We start from the raw sequence: 16,960 nt of genomic DNA on the forward strand, positions 1-16,960 counted from the left end.
TTTTGGCGACTTGTACACCGTGCGGACAAGCATATTCCCTAAAAAGAAGATGGGTCTTACGGTGACAAATGGCAAACTCACTACCGCGTCGGGCTGCGACTTGTGTCAAATGAGCAATCTGCTGTTTTGAATGTTCCTGCACACACACTGAGTGGGGCAGCAACGTTTAGCATCGCCCTTCAGAAAGCAATCGTTAAGAGCTACATACCCGAAATCTCCCGCGCTGACCCAGTGCGGGATTATCATCAAGCAGCTCACTTAAGGAGGAAACTGAAAATGAAGAAGTGGGGTTTCTTATTGTTAGGTTTATTGTGCTTAGGTTTTACCTTCATTAATAAAGAACTATTTTTTTCAGGATAAAATAGAGATTCAAAAATATGATCAAAATCACAAAGATAATATAGGGACCACCTTAAATATCCAAAAGAAAGAGATTGCAAAAGAACAGATCTATCAAGGAAATCTGCTCTTAATCAACAGTACATACCCTATTCGCCAAGAGAGTGTAAAATCAGATATTGTAAATTTATCTAACCATATTGAATTGATAAATGGATACGGGGTGCTTAATACGGATATTTATCTGTCAAAAGGAATAGCACAAAAATTTTCAGAGATGGTCAATGATGCTGTAAAGGAAGGGGTTAGTCAATTTTGTATTAATAGTGGATATCGTGACTTTGATGAGCAAAGTGGATAGAAAAAAATGCTTGGAGATACGGCTTTATCTTACGCGATCCCTCGGATAAAACGGATGTTACAGGAGTTCAATATGAACCTTGGCATATTCGCTATGTCGGTTTGCCTCACAGTGCGATTATGCAAGAAGGAAGAATACCTGGATTATTTAAAAGAAGAAGAGAGCATTTCAGCAAGTATTGATGGGGAAAAATATACGATTTCATAATATCCCTTTTTTCAAAACAAGACAATTGACGTTGAAATACCAGCAAATGAATTTTATGAAATATCTAGAAATAATATAGATGGGGTGATTGTGACCACCCGTTCTTGAATTATATTCTAAAATGACAAATTTATAGATTAAAATGTAAAGTTAGGAGTTTCTATATGCATTCAGGAGTTTTGATTAATTATTTATATACTTATTTTTTTACTATTATTTTTTGTATAGTGTTTCAAATTGGATTTTATTTTAAAACGAAAAAAAATATATCTATTCAGCATTTTCTATGGGTGTATGTTTTTCTATTCTACCTTTCACTAGTGTATAAGGTGACGCAGATAGGGACTATATGGGACATAGGGAGATACGAAACATTAATTCGCGCAAATCAAATTAACTTGATTCCATTTGCTTCTGAAGGTATGGCTACTTATGTCTTAAATATTTTACTGTTTATGCCATTAGGTTTTTTATTGCCGACTATTTGGCCGCAGTTTAGAACAATAAAAAATACTGCCTATGCTGGATTCGGTTTTTCATTGGCTATTGAGTTAGGTCAATTGCTAGATAATAGAATTACAGATATTGATGATTTATCTATGAACACCTTGGGAGCAATTATTGGGTATTTATTATATAGAGCTTTATTTAAAATACTATATATAAAAGATGAAAAAAAGCTTAATAATAACTCTTCTCTATTAATAAAATACGAGGCAATTTTTTATTTAGTTTGCTCATTTGTAGGTATGATGTTAATTTATTATCCAGTTTTATTTAGACGTCCTCTAATCCCCCAATAAGGTGATTAAGATACTGTCAGGTAATATAAATATAGTAAATTAATTTTTAAATAATAGGATATCACATATACCCATTTATATTAAATTCTCACAGAAATCTTTCAACACTATTCTTACTGAAGGTTGAGTAATTATTAAATTGATTTCTATCGCTCCCGTTTTATATCAAATTACCAGCCTTTAATTAACAATTATATCCATTTAAAAAAATAAGATAGGCTGTAATATTTACCAGTATTTAAATGCCGAAAATTATTTAAAGCATTTCAACCAATATTTAAGAGGAGAATACAATGAACAAACTAAAAAGCTTACTAAAACGCAAAACGACTTGGATAATTCTTATCCTTTTCGTATTTGTTTATGTAAATAACAGTTCTTTTTTTGCTAAGAGGGACGATGGAACTCCTCTTCTTCTTGCTCACCGAGGACTTTCGCAAACATTTAGCATGGAAGGGATCGAGGGTGATACATGTACAGCAGAAAGTATACATAAACCTGAACATCCTTATTTAGAAAATACAATTCCATCTATGGAAGCGGCATTTAAAGCTGGAGCAGATCTAGTAGAGTTTGATGTTCAACCAACTAAAGATGAAAATTTTGTTATTTTTCATGACTGGACTCTTGATTGCCGTACTAATGGAAAAGGTGTTACAAGAGATTTTACAACAAAAGAATTACAAGCACTTGATATTGGTTACGGTTATACAGCTGATGGGGGTAAAACGTTCCCATTTCGTGGTAAAGGGATTAATCTTATGCCAACACTTGATGAAGTACTTAACCATTTTCCAGATCGTTCTTTTCTTATTCATATTAAAAGTGATGATGAAAATGAGGGAATCCAATTGGTTTCTTACCTCAAGAAACTTCCAGCGAAACGCCTTGATCAACTAACTGTATATGGCGGCGATAAACCCATTGATGCGATAAAAGATCGTCTCCCTAGTTTACGAACAATGTCAAAAGCAACCATGAAAAAGGATCTTCTGACTTATCTTGCGATAGGATGGACTGGCTACATACCTTCAAGCATGGAGCATGGAGAGTTACATATACCAGATAAAGTAGCTCCTTGGCTTTGGGGATGGCCAAATCGTTTTCTTAATCGAATGGATAAAGCAGATACTCGAGTTATCGTTGTAGGAGGGAATGGGCTTGGGTTTTCAAGTGGATTTGATTCGTCTGAAGATATAAAACGCCTTCCTGACGATTATACAGGTGGAATTTGGACAAACCGCATTGACAAAATAGCACCGTTATTCAAAAAATAAGTGATGATATAACAATCGAAGTTTTATATACTGAAAAACACCTCTGATTTCCTATACATAATGGGAATTAGAGGTGTTTTTGTATGGAGCTTACTTTATTTATATACAAATGTAAGACAAGGACCAAAGAATAAACCGCTAGATGTACAAAATAAGCTGGATCTTCATAACTAATTGTAGATAAGTAAATTTTTCGTTTGGGGGTACTTTAGAATCTTAGCTTGATGGGTATGGGGTACTTTCAAACTCTTAAGTTGATGAGCAATTGGTACTATCCCCGTCGCTATCAACAGCTATTATGGAAATGCTAGAGCTAAAGAAAATTACGTTTTATAAAATAATGAAGGAATATGAGGAAATAAAGTAGCATCTCTACTATGAGAAATCCTACTTTTTCTCTGGTTGTAAGAATCTTGAAGTATTTGCATCAGAATAGTATTATGTATATCGAAAAAAATAAAAGACAACTCCAATTAAGAGTTGTCTATTTGTGTAATAAAATTCCCAAAATATGAAGGTATACAAACGAATATAATACGTTATGGTTGATATTATAACAAAAACGAATAGTATTGTGAATAAAAAGAATATTGCAATGATTTTTTATGGTTTTAGTTAAAAATCTTCGGAAATAAACCTTTTATAAAGGTTTATTTTAAATATGATTATTGTATTTCGAGGGGCTCCTTATAAATCTTAGCTATATATTTTACAAAATCAATGACGGGATAGTGTATGAGTGAACGGTGCTGCGTAAAACGAACCCCTGCTTTTTCCATTTTCGAAATGAGTTGTTCAACTTCCAACTCTTTTTGTTGTATTTTATTATAATTTTGATATACAATATTTTTCCATTGATAGGAAGAGCCGTGAAAATAACTCTCTCCTTTTACCATGTGACTAAATATAATTTCTATTTTTTCTCTACGTTGTTTTTCCTTCATATGCGCTTCCGTTGACTGCATGTTTATCGCCTCTTCCCTTTGTGTTGTTATACCGTTTCACAAAATTTGGTCTAACTCATCCATAGCCAATGTACATTGATCTTGTTAGGAATTGTCGTTTAAGGCTATCTCATCAACTGTATTTGTTTTTCAAGCGCTTAATCTAATATATTGGATCTTACATCTAAATAAGTTGATAGTGTGTATAAAATACTATCAATCATTATTATAAAACGATTCTTTATAGGCATGCACCTTTTTACACTCACCAAGATTTACAACATGACGAGTATCTTCAGCCATGAATGTTATTCTATATTTACTGGGGTTAGTTTTTTATTTAGGCTAACTAAAATATTGTATGCCTTAGTATCTATTTTATAAAAAAGAAAATATATGTAACGGTCCCCCTTTTGATATAAAAAAATCCTATAAAAATATAGCGCTCTTAAAGAATTTTGTTACAAATTTATTATGTTTGACTTTAAAAAAGGAACGTAATATTTATTTGTAGAAAATTTTAAGAGTAAAAATAGAATGACAATTTATATGATAAGAAAAGGGGGAACTTATAGATGCTAACAAATGATTTAGATTTCCGATTAGAACCACGTTTAAAAGAACTGTATGAACAACATAAAATAAGAGCTCAGAAGATAGACTGGGGTTATCATGAGTTTTTACCATGGGATAAGGGAATGGACTTTAAAAGAGTTCCTTGGGATGAAAGTCAAGTTACTCTTCCTTTTGGTGTAATTACAGCCATTGAAACAGCTTTATTAACAGAAGTGAATTTACCATGGTTTACCACATATTTATCTGCAACTTTTAAAGGATCCCTTTCTGTTATTACGGACTTTATTCACACATGGACTTCAGAAGAGGATCAACATTCGAATTTATTAGAGACATATTTATTACTCACTCGAAGTGTGAATCCTAAACGAATACATGAATTAAGAAAGTCAGTCGTTGAGAGTGGATTTGAGCCAGATTTTCATACACCAATCGAAGCCATGACGTATACAACGCTACAAGAACTTGCAACGATGGTATTTTACAATAATGTTGCTAAGGTTGCAAGTAAGCATGATCCAGATCTTGCTACATTATTACGCCGTCTTGCAAAAGATGAAACTCTTCATTATGCGTTTTATCGAGACGTGATTCGAACACATTTAGAATTGGAACCTAATTATTGCTATCATATTGCCAATGTGATTAAGAATTTTAAAATGCCAGGTGCCGTCATGCCCGATTTTGAAAATAGAATGGCTGTGATTGCAAAAGAAGCGAATTATGGACCACTACAATATTTTGATCAAGTACTTGATGTAGTGGTTGATTATTGGGGGTTAAAAGACTTACGACCAATTGCACCTTTAGCCGAAAAAGCAAGAATTGAGATTTTGGAATACCACACAAGATTGAAAAAAATACGGGATCGATTTGGTCGTTTTAAAGGGAAAGCTGATTTACGTTAATGAGTAGAGATTTCAGAATATAAGCGGGGTAATTCCCCTTCTAAGTATTTGAAACGATAGATTGTTTTCTTTTTAAGAGCGGGATTTATCTTATAGTGAAACGGATAATTTAAAGGAGGAATTTAGATGGATGCAAGGAAAGAACTCATAAAATACGAGAAGATGTCAAAAAATTATGATCGTATTTATTTAGTTTCGTTTATCCTATTAATTGCTCTTGTTTGTAGTAGTGTGATTATCATAGGAGCTACATGAGGAAAATATGGATTGTTTTTATTGTTAGCAATTTTACTTAACGCACGTATTACGAAAGAATCTCAAAAAAAGTATGAGCAGTATGCTAACAAAGGGCGTATTTAAAATGACACATATCTTGAAAAGAACAACCTAAATGTACATTCAAAATATCCCTATATCATCACCTATTAACTAACAAAAGTAACCGTATAAAAAAAATAGTAATCTAGGAATAGAAAACGACTTTATTAAAATGTTATTTTTGTTCCTATAATGAATTATCCTTCTAGCATATTTATAAGATTTATATCATATATTAAGAGAAAGAATGTAGGTTAGAAAGGAGTTTTATAGATTGAGTTATTTGGAGGGAAATGACTTGAGTGAACAAAATATGGTAAGTGTACCTAATCCCTACGTATATCAGACATTACAATCGGTAATTGGTAAACATGTGGTTATTGAAACTGTAAGAGGTAATGTAAGAGGAAAGTTAAAGGATGTGAAACCAGATCATTTGCTAATTGAAGATACGGTACCATATATTGTACGAATTCAACAAATTGTATGGATTATGCCAAAACAATGATTAAATTACATCTAATTTGATTTATAACAAATTGGTTTCATAGATGTCCAAATAAAAACACAGGGTTTTATCTCTGTGTTTCTTCAAATTTTCTTTTTTGGATATAGGCTTGAGCATGGATAATTTCTTTCTGAAGTTCTTTTAATTCTTCCGTAGATCCTGATTCAATCCTCATGTACGTAGTAACTAGACTAATCATCATATCCATCTTCTCTACTATATTTTGAATGACCTGTTCAGATTGCTCTTTTTTAGGATGTTGTATTGCTATTAAAGCATTTTCTATATAATTGTTCTTTCTTTGCTGGATATCATAAATAAACTGCTTTGTGTTTGAGTTCATTTGCTATTCCTCCATTTTGGATATACTTCTATTCTATCATATTCGAATGGAAAATATTAGATTATTCTAAATGTAAACCTGTCTCGCACATCTCCTCAAATATACAAACTAGTCCTTTAATGTAAAGGAAGCTAAGAAAAATTTTTATAAAGAAAAAGCCGATTTCCCTATAAATTAAGGGTATCGGCTTTTGTTCATATTAGGAGGAATTTTGTTTTCTTAGCTGGATAGAGATGTGGTGCTACTCCATTAGTAAAACAAAGAATTTAATTAGCTCACTAAAAAGGTGACTTTAAGTAGGAGGTATATATACGGAATACCACCAGCATTTCTCTCATTTTCCACTTTAATTTATGGAATGAAGTATTTGACGTAAATAACTTCTTCTAATAATAAGGTAGTAAATTATTTGTACACTAATAAAGCTCGTGAATATGAGAATAGAATTTCCTGCAATAGGTAAGTCTATGTGCCTGCTCTGCGCTAAAGCCCTTATTGCCAAGAAGGCCATGCTACTGTGAAGAACTGAAATCACGATAGGTATAAAAAATAATATGCTAATTTGTTGGGTTACAATTTTTTTTAACTCTCTTTTAGTTAACCCTAATTTAGAAAGCATTTGAAATTGGCTTTTATCTCGTTCTAAATCTGTGAATAAACGGAAGTATAAGAAACTAATTGCAAAAATAAAAAATACAACTCCTACTAGTACACTAAGAATAGATAGTATCGCATTCACTTGTTTGCCTTCTAACCATTTTAACACCGGGCTATCAAATATAAAAGGCGGACGTCCGCTCCTATAATCATTTGAAATTATCTTCGCAAGTTGTTTAGCCACATCTCCTGTTTCATACATATTTTTAATTAAAAAACGATAGTCTATATGCGAATCGGTCTTTACTTCTGCTAATTGCTGTGTATTTATTATTGTTTCGTACATTGAATCCGAAACGACGACAGAAAAGTGAGAAGATGGGCTGATAATATTATTTATTAATATTTTGTTCCTCGAAAGATTAAAATGTTTATTATCCTGTTCTAGTGTAAGTGATGAAGACATTTTCTTTAATTCCTCTTGAGAAGCCGCTCTCAGATACATTTTTGATGGAAGGATTAGACTGTCTGTTTCCTTTTTTAACGTTTCTACCGGGTATCCTAGTGTTTTGGCAGTTGTGTTGTAATCAGTCAGTTTCATTATTGATATTCCTCCGTCTGTATAAAAACCAGTAGAGGATACTAATTTATATGAGAATCCAGCATTATGTAATTGTTTCTCTATTTGAGAAATATGAGATGCCTCCTCGTTGTTGCCTTTAAATGATTTATATTCGAATGCATAAGAGCTGTTAACTGTCGCTAATGCGCCATTTCCAATAGAAAGACAAGCACCGATAGAGGTAAAGGCAACTGCGGAAAGTATACTTACTAGAAAGAGTGTTCTTGCGTTATCTGTCATTCGATATGTTAACTCTGAAATCATTAACATATTGGTTTTTTTAAAGAACGTGTATTGACGATTTTTCAATATTGTAATGACATAAAAGCTGAGCTGAGTAAATAAAAAGTATGTTCCTAATACGCTTAAGAAAACACATATTAACAGAACGTATATTTCATTTCCTTTTCTTAATGCTGTATCTAAATAAAATGCCGAGATATATCCAATGCTAATACAAAGAATTGAGAAGAAAGCTAGCCATTTAGATGACTTTGGTTCTGCTTTTGGTTTTTCTTCGGATTTCATAAGTTCAATTAGCTGTGATACTTTCATTACCCGTACAGTGAAAAAAGAGACAAGTATAAATAAAATAAAAAACATAAGAGATGTTATTAAAATTGCCTTAGCAGGAAAATAAAATGGAAGCCCACCTTTTAACAGGAAAAGGGAACCACTTATCAGTAAGATTAGTTTTCCAAAAACTAATCCAAGTCCAATCCCAACAATAATTGCAGAACATCCAATTAACATATTTTCCATGAAAATTAGCTTTTTTAATTGTGCGTTAGACATGCCATGGAGTAATAAAATCCCAAATTCCTTTTTCCTTGTTTTTAAAAACATAGTAATAGAATATAGAATGAAAAAGAAGGAGAAAAATATAATTAGATATTGAGCAATTTTAAATCCTTTTGTACTTAAAGAACTCATGGTCTCACTGGTCGATACAAGATTACCAGTGAAATTAGGATGAAATGCAAGCAATTCAAAAGTAAATAGTACCATCACGGCAAATGTACTACTCAAAAAATGTCCAAGGTATAATCGTTTATTGCGAGTGACATTATTATATACAAGCTGACGAAAATTCATGTTAATTACCTCCTAGTGAAGATAGTACATCTGTGATGTTTTTGTGAAATTTCGAACATTTGTCACCGCGATAAATTTCATTATAAAAAGATCCATCTGTAATGAAGATTACTCGATCACAGTAACTCGCTGCTACAGGATCATGTGTCACTAGCATCATAGTTACTTGTTGTTCTTGATTTAATTTCTTTAGGAGTTCCATCACATCATTTGCCGCTTTTGAATCTAAATTTCCTGTTGGTTCATCTGCTAATATTAATTGAGGAGAATGAATGAGGGCACGAGCAATGGCGGTTCGTTGAGCTTGTCCTCCAGAAATTTCATAGGTTCTTTTATCTAAAATCTGTTCAATTCCAAGTTTTTTAGAAATAACTTCTACTTTGTTGTTCATTTCATTCAAACTTACATTATCTAATGTAAGTGGTAAAACAATATTCTCTTTTACAGTTAGAGTATTCATGAGGTTAAAGGATTGAAAGACAAACCCTAGTTCACGGCGTCTAAATAATGCTAAATCATTAGAAGATAAACAATGGGGATTTTTTTCGTTAATAAATACTTCTCCTGATGTTGGTGCATCAATAGTAGAAATCATATTCAGTAAAGTTGATTTGCCACTTCCTGATGCTCCCATAATTCCTACAAATTCTCCTTTTTGTATTGTCAAATCAATATTGGAAAGAGCTGTATAAGCTATATTTCCTGTATTATAAATTTTACTTAAGTTACGGACTGTTAATATACTCATAGTTATTATCTCCTGTTCGTTTGTTGGCTATATATAATTTAATCTAAAGTATTATAGTCCTCATATTGAATTGTCTTACATTTACCTTACAAGCATGTAAGAATTCTATCTTTTAAGAAAATTGTTTTAGAGGAGGTTAGAGATTTAACTCAACATATTTACAGTGTATAACGCCTATTAAATTAAAGGAAGGAACCTATCAAATTTCCTAATAGGTTCCTTTTTTAAAAGCAAAAATTTCAAATATAGAGCCATGCTTCAAATCTTATAAAGTTAAAAATTTCTTGTTTTATTTTAGCTTGTTATTGATAAGATACTAGCATTCAATTTTTTTATGATTCAATCTAGAATAAAATATCTACTACCGTTTGATAGGCAGTGCATAATAGCCAAAAGCTATATCCAGCAAGGCACTTGCCTCTTGACGCAGTAACAGGTCTTTCGGACGGAACATAAAGGAACCATCAGCATTGATGGAAGTATCAGGGTCTAGAATTCCTTGGGAGGCAAGTGCTTGAATCGATTGGACTGCCCAGTCATCTGCGGCATCGAGTAATTTAACTTTAATAGCTTTATCAGGTTGAATCGGTTTCAAGTCTATAATTTGCTTAACGTTTTGAATCATGGTTGCTGCGACCTGTCGGGTAATCGGAGTAGCACGGTTATACTCTGGAATTCCATTCATAATTTTTGCCTTTGCCTCCTTGGATTCGTCTGGAAAACCGTTAAATCCATGAGCAAGTAACAACGTATCCGCAAACTCTCCTTGTGTCATAGTACCCATTGGATCGAATAAATTACCTTCTTTAGCATCCATGATGTTTAAAGCATAAAGATTATCGATATGACTTCTATAGTTACTCATTTGCGGGACATCTGCTAAGGACGGTTTGTTGTTAATTTTTTGTGCATCAGCCATGAAATCTAGGCTTTTAGGAGAGCTGTAGTGAAAATATGTGATTTCTCCAGCTGCATTTTTTTTGAAAGCAACCTTGTAGCCTTCCGAATCTTCAAATAACAACGGATGAATCATTTTGAGAACTTGTTTTCCGGATAATCCCCCTTCCATGACCAAATTCCCATTTTCATAGGTAAAGTGGGTGCGAATTGAAGCAAAACGTGTGTTTTGGTACAAGCCCAAATATTTCTGGGATTCTTTCTCCTCTAACGAAAGATATTTAGTTTTTTCCACCTTCTTAGCAGGGAAATAGTGATCCATGAGAGCTTCATACACGTCTATACTCATCGTTGAATCATTATTGTAAGACATGAAGAATGCTGTTTTTTGTTCAGGCACTAAAATCATCAGTGATTGATGTCCAGGCATACTTCCCCCTTTCATTACGACGTGTTGACCGTTAGCAAATTCATTGAAAGGCGTTTCAAATCCAATTGTCGCAACAGGAATCGTCTTATCATCAAAAACTTGATAGGCATGCATCATATCCATGCTTTTTTTACTTACAATTTCTTTGTCTTTAAACTTTCCTTTCTGTAGTTGCATAATCATGTATTTTGACATGTCTTCTGCAGTAGATAAAATGCCTCCTTCTGGTGCATCCGTTATGTTCCTACTTGTTGGAATCGGATCGCCAGTGGGACCATAATGTGTAGCCATTCTTTCGAGAAGATCAGGCGTTAAGCTCATACTTGTAGATTTCATGTCTAATGGTTTGAAAATATTCTTTTCCATATATTTCGAGAAGGGGGTACTAGTAACATTCTCTACTGCAAACCCTGCGAGCGCAAATGCGACGTTGTCATACGTATAAACTTCACCTGGTGGCCGTACTACAGTTGGCATATGTTTAGAGAAGAATTCTTTCATCGGTATACTATTATTAACGTATTCAGGTCCAGTTATCGTTGTGAGATTGGGAGAATCTACCCCGCTGGTATAAGTGAGCATATCAAACAAGGTAAGGGGTTTTCCTGTTTGATTAGGTATTTGTAATCCGCCAAGATATTTTTGTACGTCTTGATCTAGTTTAAGCTTTCCTTTATCGACTTGCTGCATCACAGCCAAAGCAGTAAAAGTTTTCGAGACTGAAGCTATTTGAAAGACCGTGTCCTTAGTAACGGGGATTTTCTTTTCTTTATCAGCATATCCATATCCTTTATTGACAACGACCTTTCCATCATGAACGACGACAAAACTAGAACCATTCACATTATATTTCTTCATTTTTTCCTCAAATAACGGATCAGCAAAAGATTCTATTTCTTTTTTATTAGTAGGTCCTTTCGGCATTTGGATATTAGTTCCGGATGCCAATGGCTTTGATTTTTCAGCCTCTAATGATTGTTGGGAACACGCAGAAATCATGGTTGAATAAGAAAGAAGAACTGCAACAATCCCCAGTTTGTTAATTGCTTGTTTCATTTTTGTACGCTCCTTTATTTAATTAGGATTTTTTGTTAGCACAACGAGTTAGCGGCTCGTTAGTGTATGAACAGAGTGTAGCAAGAGGCAAGTCATGGTAGGTAGTGAGTTTTTGTAATATTTATAAAGAAGAACAAAAATTGAGTGGGATACAGCGGTATTAATAGTTATGTCATACAAACAATGACATTTTGACACTACCGTATGTGACATAAAAAAACTTAGAATCAAAGAGCAGTTTTTAAAGCATTAACAATAAATGAGGAGGGGAGATTTTCATTGTGTATTACAAAAATATAAAGGGGCGTGTAAGGGGGAAACAAGTATGACTTATTTATGAAAAACAAACCATTAACAAGAGTATTTTAAGGAAAATAAATAATTTATAGGGTTAACATACATGTGGAAAAAGAGCAATTTACCGCTTGTTAGGACACAATAGCATTTGTGTAAATAATGCTGAGTAAGATAATTGCAAATCCATTTTTGTCCATTTGTCTTTGGTTAAGATGAAAGCTGTGTGACTTGTATAAAACAACAAATAACTACCGATAAAATATGAATAGAGGAGAGGAATATCTTTATGAAAAAACATTGTCAGATTACATCTACAGGTTTAGTCCTTTTAATGACTGGAAGTTCTTTGTTATACACAACACCAAGCTCAATTGTAAAAGCAGAGTCTGATCAAAATGTATCTAGTTCGTTACAAACAAATACTCAAAGGGATCGTACTTCCGTCAAGAAAGCAATGCGGGATACACTACAACTTGGATACCCAGGGATACTCGCCAAAATTTCAAAGGATAGAAAAACGTGGAGTTATGCTGCTGGGGTAGCGGATCTGAGAACCAAGAAACCAATGAAAGCAGATTATCGTTTTCGTATTGGCAGTGTTACGAAGACATTCATTGCAACAGTTCTACTTCAATTGGCTGGAGAGAACCGCTTGAATCTAGATGACTCCATCGAAAAATGGTTGCCTGGCGTCATTCAAGGAAACGGATATGATGGTAACCAGATTACAATTCGGCAGTTATTGAATCATACAAGTGGGATTGCTGAATACTTAAAGTCAAAAGACTATGATATTATGGATACAAAAAAATTGTATACGGCTGAAGAATTAGTAAAGATGGGAATTTCTCTTCCACCAGACTTTGCTCCAGGTAAGGGCTGGTCTTATTCAAACACAGGATACGTAATACTAGGTATGCTTATTGAAAAAGTAACTGGAAACAGCTATGCGGAAGAGGTTGAAAATCGGATTGTTGAACCGCTCGAATTGTCGAATACATTCCTACCTGGTAATTCAACTGTTATTCCAGGTACCAATCATGCCCGTGGATATTTCCAACTAGACGAAGCAAGTGAGCCAAAAGACGTTACTTATTCTTACCCAGGTAATTCGGATGGAGATATGATTTCTACTGCTGACGATTTGAACAAATTTTTCTCTTACTTACTTAGTGGCAAATTACTGAAGGAACAGCAACTAAAACAAATGCTTACTACAGTTCCTACAGGAACAGAAATAATCGATGGATATGGTCTTGGAATCTATGAAAAAAAACTTTCAAATGGTGTCTCGATTTGGGGACACGCAGGTGGCTCTCCAGGTTTTTCTACTTTTGCTGGAGGCACAATTGGAGGCAAGCATACATTAGCCGTCAATTTGAACAGCAATAAAGCTAATAGTCCTAATCCTTTTAAAAATATTTTACTTGCTGAATTTAGCAAGTAGGCAAAAGGAAAAATGAATAAACTTTGTCATAGTTTATTTTTGAACAGCTGACTATATCATTTTCAACAAAAACTAGCGATCTAGTATTTCGATATAATGATGAAAATAGGGACAAATATAAACTAAATACAATAAGTGTTCAAGAATCATTCACTGTAAATAAACAAGAAGTTAATCAAGGTTTTTTTATCCCTACAATTAGGTAACCATGATTATTTTATTGAAGTAGGGAGGCGACATCCAAAAGCATAATAATTTTATATGCAGCAAGCATCTAAGAAATGTTACTGGAATAACCAGTGTAGGTATATATTTATTTGAAAATACAAAAAATTAATCTCTTAGAATATAATACTATGTATTATTTAGTAGATAAAATGAGGGACCGAGGAATTTTTACGTATGATGCACGAAATTAAGGAATTGATTATGACATGTCATTTCTTTCAGGAATCCTTATTATAAGGATTCCTTTTTTGTACCAAAAAATTTGTAAAGAAATAAGATAAGATCGGGAACACATTCCTATCTTTAGCATAAAGAGTTAGCGTATGAACAGAGTATAGCAAGGGGTTTATCATATTTATAAAGGATACTAAAAGTTGAGTGGGATAAGGTTGTATTAATAGTTATGTCATACAAATCATGACATTTTGACACTACCGTTTGTGACAGAAAAATTCTTAGAATAAAAAAGTAGCTTTTAACGCATTAGCAATGAATGAGGAGGAGAGATTTTAATAATGAAAGCATCAGCTCAAAAAACTTTGCAAGATTTTTATTTCTTGTTATTTACCTTTGTATCCGGTTTTTTTTACTTTTGTTTCTATCTGATCAGCATTACATTTGCATTAGTAATGACGATTATTTTTTGGGGTATTCCCTTATTAGCGTGGGTACTACAAACAACTCAAACGTTTGTTCAGTATGAACGTATTCAGACGAAAGTTTATACAGATATATCGATAGAGCTATTCGAACCAAGAAAAAAAGAGGAGAGAGATAAATGGATTAAAGTGAGGGATATAATCCTTAATAATAGCAACTGGAGGGCTATTTTTTGGCTCATGCAGAAAATTTTTGTCGGAATAATGAGTCTTATATGTGCTGTTTTACTGTATGTAATGCCAATAGTATGTATCGTTACCCCCTTACTTTTTCAATATTTTAATATATACTTATTGGGCATTGCTGTGAATTCATGGGAGACAGCAATTTTTGTCATGATTGTTGGTTTCATTCTCATCTGGATACATAATCTTATTGGAAACGACTTAGTTCGAATTATTGGAATGTACACGCGTTTCATGTTTAAAGCTATAAAGGAGTGATAATTTGTTTAAGACTTTAAAACTATGGTTTTGGTATGATTGGGCCTTACTTTGTATACGCTTTATTGTTTGGCTATCATTGATATCAACGACTATCCAACAACAAGATCATTTGACAGTACCACTTTGGATCATAATCCTTTGGGAGGTCGTTTCATTTTCAGTACCTTGGATTTGTTTAATGTTCAGTTATCGCTATTATTTATTTACTGAAATAATATTATTTGGCGGAGTTTGTTTCTATTTAACTTTATTATTTCCGTTAGCGTATCTTGCTTTTTTAATGCCAACTTTTATGATTGCGGCAAATAGCGTTCATAAATCTTACCGCTGGTCGGGTCCTATCACAATTATTTTGTTCCCGTTGCTCATTGCGATATTTTCCGAAGTGACAGATTTATGGGTAATCATCCTACAACTCAGTTTAGCTTTTGCTATGGGCTCTTTCTTTCGTTTACTGGCTATTAATTACCGTCAAAGTGAAATTATTCGGAACCAGAAACATGTATTGGAACAATACGTATCCCAAGTTGAGCGGATTACATTACTGGAGGAACGTGATAGGCTCTCAAAAGACTTACACGATACGATGGGGCATTCCTATACTTCAATTATTATGGGGATGGAAACATTGCGTGTGGAATTAAAGTCTAAAGAAGGAGAGCAACAACTAGATTCATTATTACAATTGGCCCGTAACAGTATGGAAGAAGTAAGACTGTATTTACACCAATTAGATTTATCACAAGAGTCGCTTTCCTTAGCTACCACACTACAACAATTGACAGAGGAATTTAAGAAACATGCAAAAGTAAATGTACGTACTCGAATAATAGGGGAAGAGTATACGGTCTCCAAACAATCAAAAATGACACTATATCGGAGCTTGCAGGAATCACTAACAAATGCTGTTCGCCATGGGCATTCCACAGAAATCATTGTGTCACTTCATTTTGAACCACAACAGATAAGATTGGATGTAGAGGATAATGGCTGTGGGGTAGAAGAGTGGAAGGATGGCTTTGGATTAACTGCAATGAAAGAGCGTGTAAGTCAGTCACAAGGAAGAGTCATTGTTTATTCCAAAAAAGGGGAAGGGACATTAATTTCATGTGTTTTACCGAAACAAGTACAACTGGCTAACGAACAAATTCGCCTGTGTATTGTCGATGATCATTCTTTTATCCGAGAAAGTCTTCATACAATTTTGGGTGGACTGGAGGATTTACAAGTAGTGGGAATGGCTGAAGATGGAGAACGGGCCTTGGAATTGTGCGAGAGACTAAAACCAGATGTAGTATTAATGGATTTAGAGATGCCAAATCTGGATGGGATTCATGCAACTAAAATGATTAAGAAAAAATGGCCGGATATTCGTGTACTCATTCTGTCAACCTTCCAGAATACAGAAAGAGCAAAAGAAATCATACGAAATGGTGCGGATGGATATGTATTGAAATCCATAGATTCGCGTGAACTAGCTGAATCAATTCGTCTAATCTATCGAGGAGGCACGATGATTACTCATGACTTGTTCCATAGGATGTGGGAAGAACAAGAAGAAACAGGATTATTTGAATCACGATTAGATGGAATAGAGTATGGATTAACGAAACGAGAATTAGAGATTTTGGAACTATTATCACAAGGAAGCCGTTATAAAACAATAGCTTCGACACTTTACTTGTCAAACGGAACAGTAAGAAATTACGCCTCCAATCTCTATGAGAAGCTAGGAGTTAAAAATCGAGAAGAAGCAGTACAAAAGGCAAAAGATATAGGATTACTTTCATGACTCTCCCACTTGAACTAGTTAACTGAAGTTAATGGGGAACTTACAGATGATGCAGGACATC

At 33.7% G+C, this 16,960-nt stretch carries 12 protein-coding genes and 2 pseudogenes; 9 read left to right on the plus strand and 5 right to left on the minus strand.

Features of this window, described 5'->3' with window-relative positions:
- The first annotated feature begins 276 nt into the window (after positions 1-276).
- The 3 genes and pseudogenes from JDS98_RS06440 to JDS98_RS06450 all read left to right on the plus strand — a co-directional run bounded on the left by JDS98_RS06440 (position 277) and on the right by JDS98_RS06450 (position 2,987).
- Positions 277-1,015 (plus strand): annotated as a pseudogene (locus JDS98_RS06440) (M15 family metallopeptidase).
- Positions 1,016-1,071: 56 nt separating this feature from the next.
- Entirely contained in the window at positions 1,072-1,710 is a 639-nt protein-coding gene (locus tag JDS98_RS06445; RefSeq protein ID WP_097957877.1) for a VanZ family protein, read from the plus strand.
- Positions 1,711-2,003: 293 nt separating this feature from the next.
- On the plus strand, positions 2,004-2,987 hold the full coding sequence (locus JDS98_RS06450; RefSeq protein ID WP_199633654.1) for a glycerophosphodiester phosphodiesterase family protein: 984 nt from the start codon (positions 2,004-2,006) through the stop codon (positions 2,985-2,987).
- A 665-nt stretch (positions 2,988-3,652) separates the two neighbouring features.
- On the opposite strand, the gene JDS98_RS06455 is transcribed toward JDS98_RS06450, so the two are convergent.
- Positions 3,653-3,952 carry a hypothetical protein gene (locus JDS98_RS06455; RefSeq protein WP_097957881.1) on the minus strand — a complete coding sequence of 100 codons (300 nt, stop codon included), beginning with the start codon at positions 3,950-3,952 and terminating at the stop codon, positions 3,653-3,655.
- A 554-nt stretch (positions 3,953-4,506) separates the two neighbouring features.
- Between JDS98_RS06455 and JDS98_RS06460 the strand changes: the two genes are divergently transcribed.
- From JDS98_RS06460 to JDS98_RS06470, 3 genes and pseudogenes are all read left to right on the plus strand, one after another.
- A complete protein-coding gene (locus JDS98_RS06460) occupies positions 4,507-5,415 on the plus strand; it encodes an acyl-ACP desaturase (RefSeq protein ID WP_098001696.1) in 909 nt (302 codons plus the stop codon).
- Positions 5,416-5,541: 126 nt separating this feature from the next.
- Positions 5,542-5,775 (plus strand): annotated as a pseudogene (locus JDS98_RS06465) (hypothetical protein).
- A gap of 232 nt (positions 5,776-6,007) precedes the next feature.
- Positions 6,008-6,241, plus strand: coding sequence for a YuzF family protein (locus JDS98_RS06470; protein WP_000120820.1), 234 nt, complete (start codon positions 6,008-6,010; stop codon positions 6,239-6,241).
- A gap of 67 nt (positions 6,242-6,308) precedes the next feature.
- Here JDS98_RS06470 and JDS98_RS06475 read toward each other — a convergent pair whose 3' ends face one another.
- From JDS98_RS06475 to JDS98_RS06490, 4 genes are all read right to left on the minus strand, one after another.
- Positions 6,309-6,584 (minus strand): hypothetical protein, encoded by a 276-nt coding sequence (locus JDS98_RS06475; RefSeq protein ID WP_001087712.1) that lies wholly within the window; start codon positions 6,582-6,584, stop codon positions 6,309-6,311.
- 346 nt (positions 6,585-6,930) lie between these two features.
- A complete protein-coding gene (locus JDS98_RS06480; protein WP_098711804.1) occupies positions 6,931-8,898 on the minus strand; it encodes an ABC transporter permease in 1,968 nt (655 codons plus the stop codon).
- Between the two features lies 1 nt (position 8,899).
- The gene (locus JDS98_RS06485; protein WP_097957887.1) at positions 8,900-9,646 is read right to left on the minus strand and encodes an ABC transporter ATP-binding protein; all 747 of its coding nucleotides are present in this window, start codon (positions 9,644-9,646) and stop codon (positions 8,900-8,902) included.
- A 361-nt stretch (positions 9,647-10,007) separates the two neighbouring features.
- Positions 10,008-12,029: a serine hydrolase domain-containing protein gene (locus JDS98_RS06490; protein ID WP_199633655.1), complete on the minus strand. Its 2,022-nt coding sequence runs from the start codon at positions 12,027-12,029 to the stop codon at positions 10,008-10,010.
- A gap of 583 nt (positions 12,030-12,612) precedes the next feature.
- On the opposite strand from JDS98_RS06490, the gene JDS98_RS06495 reads away from it, so the two are divergent.
- From JDS98_RS06495 to JDS98_RS06505, 3 genes are all read left to right on the plus strand, one after another.
- Entirely contained in the window at positions 12,613-13,773 is a 1,161-nt protein-coding gene (locus JDS98_RS06495) for a serine hydrolase domain-containing protein (protein ID WP_199633656.1), read from the plus strand.
- Positions 13,774-14,513: 740 nt separating this feature from the next.
- On the plus strand, positions 14,514-15,104 hold the full coding sequence (locus JDS98_RS06500; protein ID WP_199632396.1) for a sensor domain-containing protein: 591 nt from the start codon (positions 14,514-14,516) through the stop codon (positions 15,102-15,104).
- A gap of 4 nt (positions 15,105-15,108) precedes the next feature.
- Positions 15,109-16,899, plus strand: a complete 1,791-nt coding sequence (locus tag JDS98_RS06505) for a helix-turn-helix transcriptional regulator (protein ID WP_199633657.1) — start codon at positions 15,109-15,111, stop codon at positions 16,897-16,899.
- The last annotated feature ends 61 nt before the right edge of the window (positions 16,900-16,960 follow it).

It is taken from the genome of Bacillus cereus group sp. N11, assembly GCF_016483605.1.
GTDB lineage: Bacteria > Bacillota > Bacilli > Bacillales > Bacillaceae_G > Bacillus_A > Bacillus_A toyonensis.

Coding starts and splice junctions, on each gene's coding strand:
- JDS98_RS06460 (WP_098001696.1), top strand. CDS start 4,507: ATGCTAACAAATGATTTAGATTTCCGATTAGAACCACGTTTAAAAGAA.
- JDS98_RS06450 (WP_199633654.1), top strand. CDS start 2,004: ATGAACAAACTAAAAAGCTTACTAAAACGCAAAACGACTTGGATAATT.
- JDS98_RS06475 (WP_001087712.1), bottom strand. CDS start 6,584: ATGAACTCAAACACAAAGCAGTTTATTTATGATATCCAGCAAAGAAAG.
- JDS98_RS06480 (WP_098711804.1), bottom strand. CDS start 8,898: ATGAATTTTCGTCAGCTTGTATATAATAATGTCACTCGCAATAAACGA.
- JDS98_RS06445 (WP_097957877.1), top strand. CDS start 1,072: ATGCATTCAGGAGTTTTGATTAATTATTTATATACTTATTTTTTTACT.
- JDS98_RS06485 (WP_097957887.1), bottom strand. CDS start 9,646: ATGAGTATATTAACAGTCCGTAACTTAAGTAAAATTTATAATACAGGA.
- JDS98_RS06455 (WP_097957881.1), bottom strand. CDS start 3,952: ATGCAGTCAACGGAAGCGCATATGAAGGAAAAACAACGTAGAGAAAAA.
- JDS98_RS06495 (WP_199633656.1), top strand. CDS start 12,613: ATGAAAAAACATTGTCAGATTACATCTACAGGTTTAGTCCTTTTAATG.
- JDS98_RS06490 (WP_199633655.1), bottom strand. CDS start 12,029: ATGAAACAAGCAATTAACAAACTGGGGATTGTTGCAGTTCTTCTTTCT.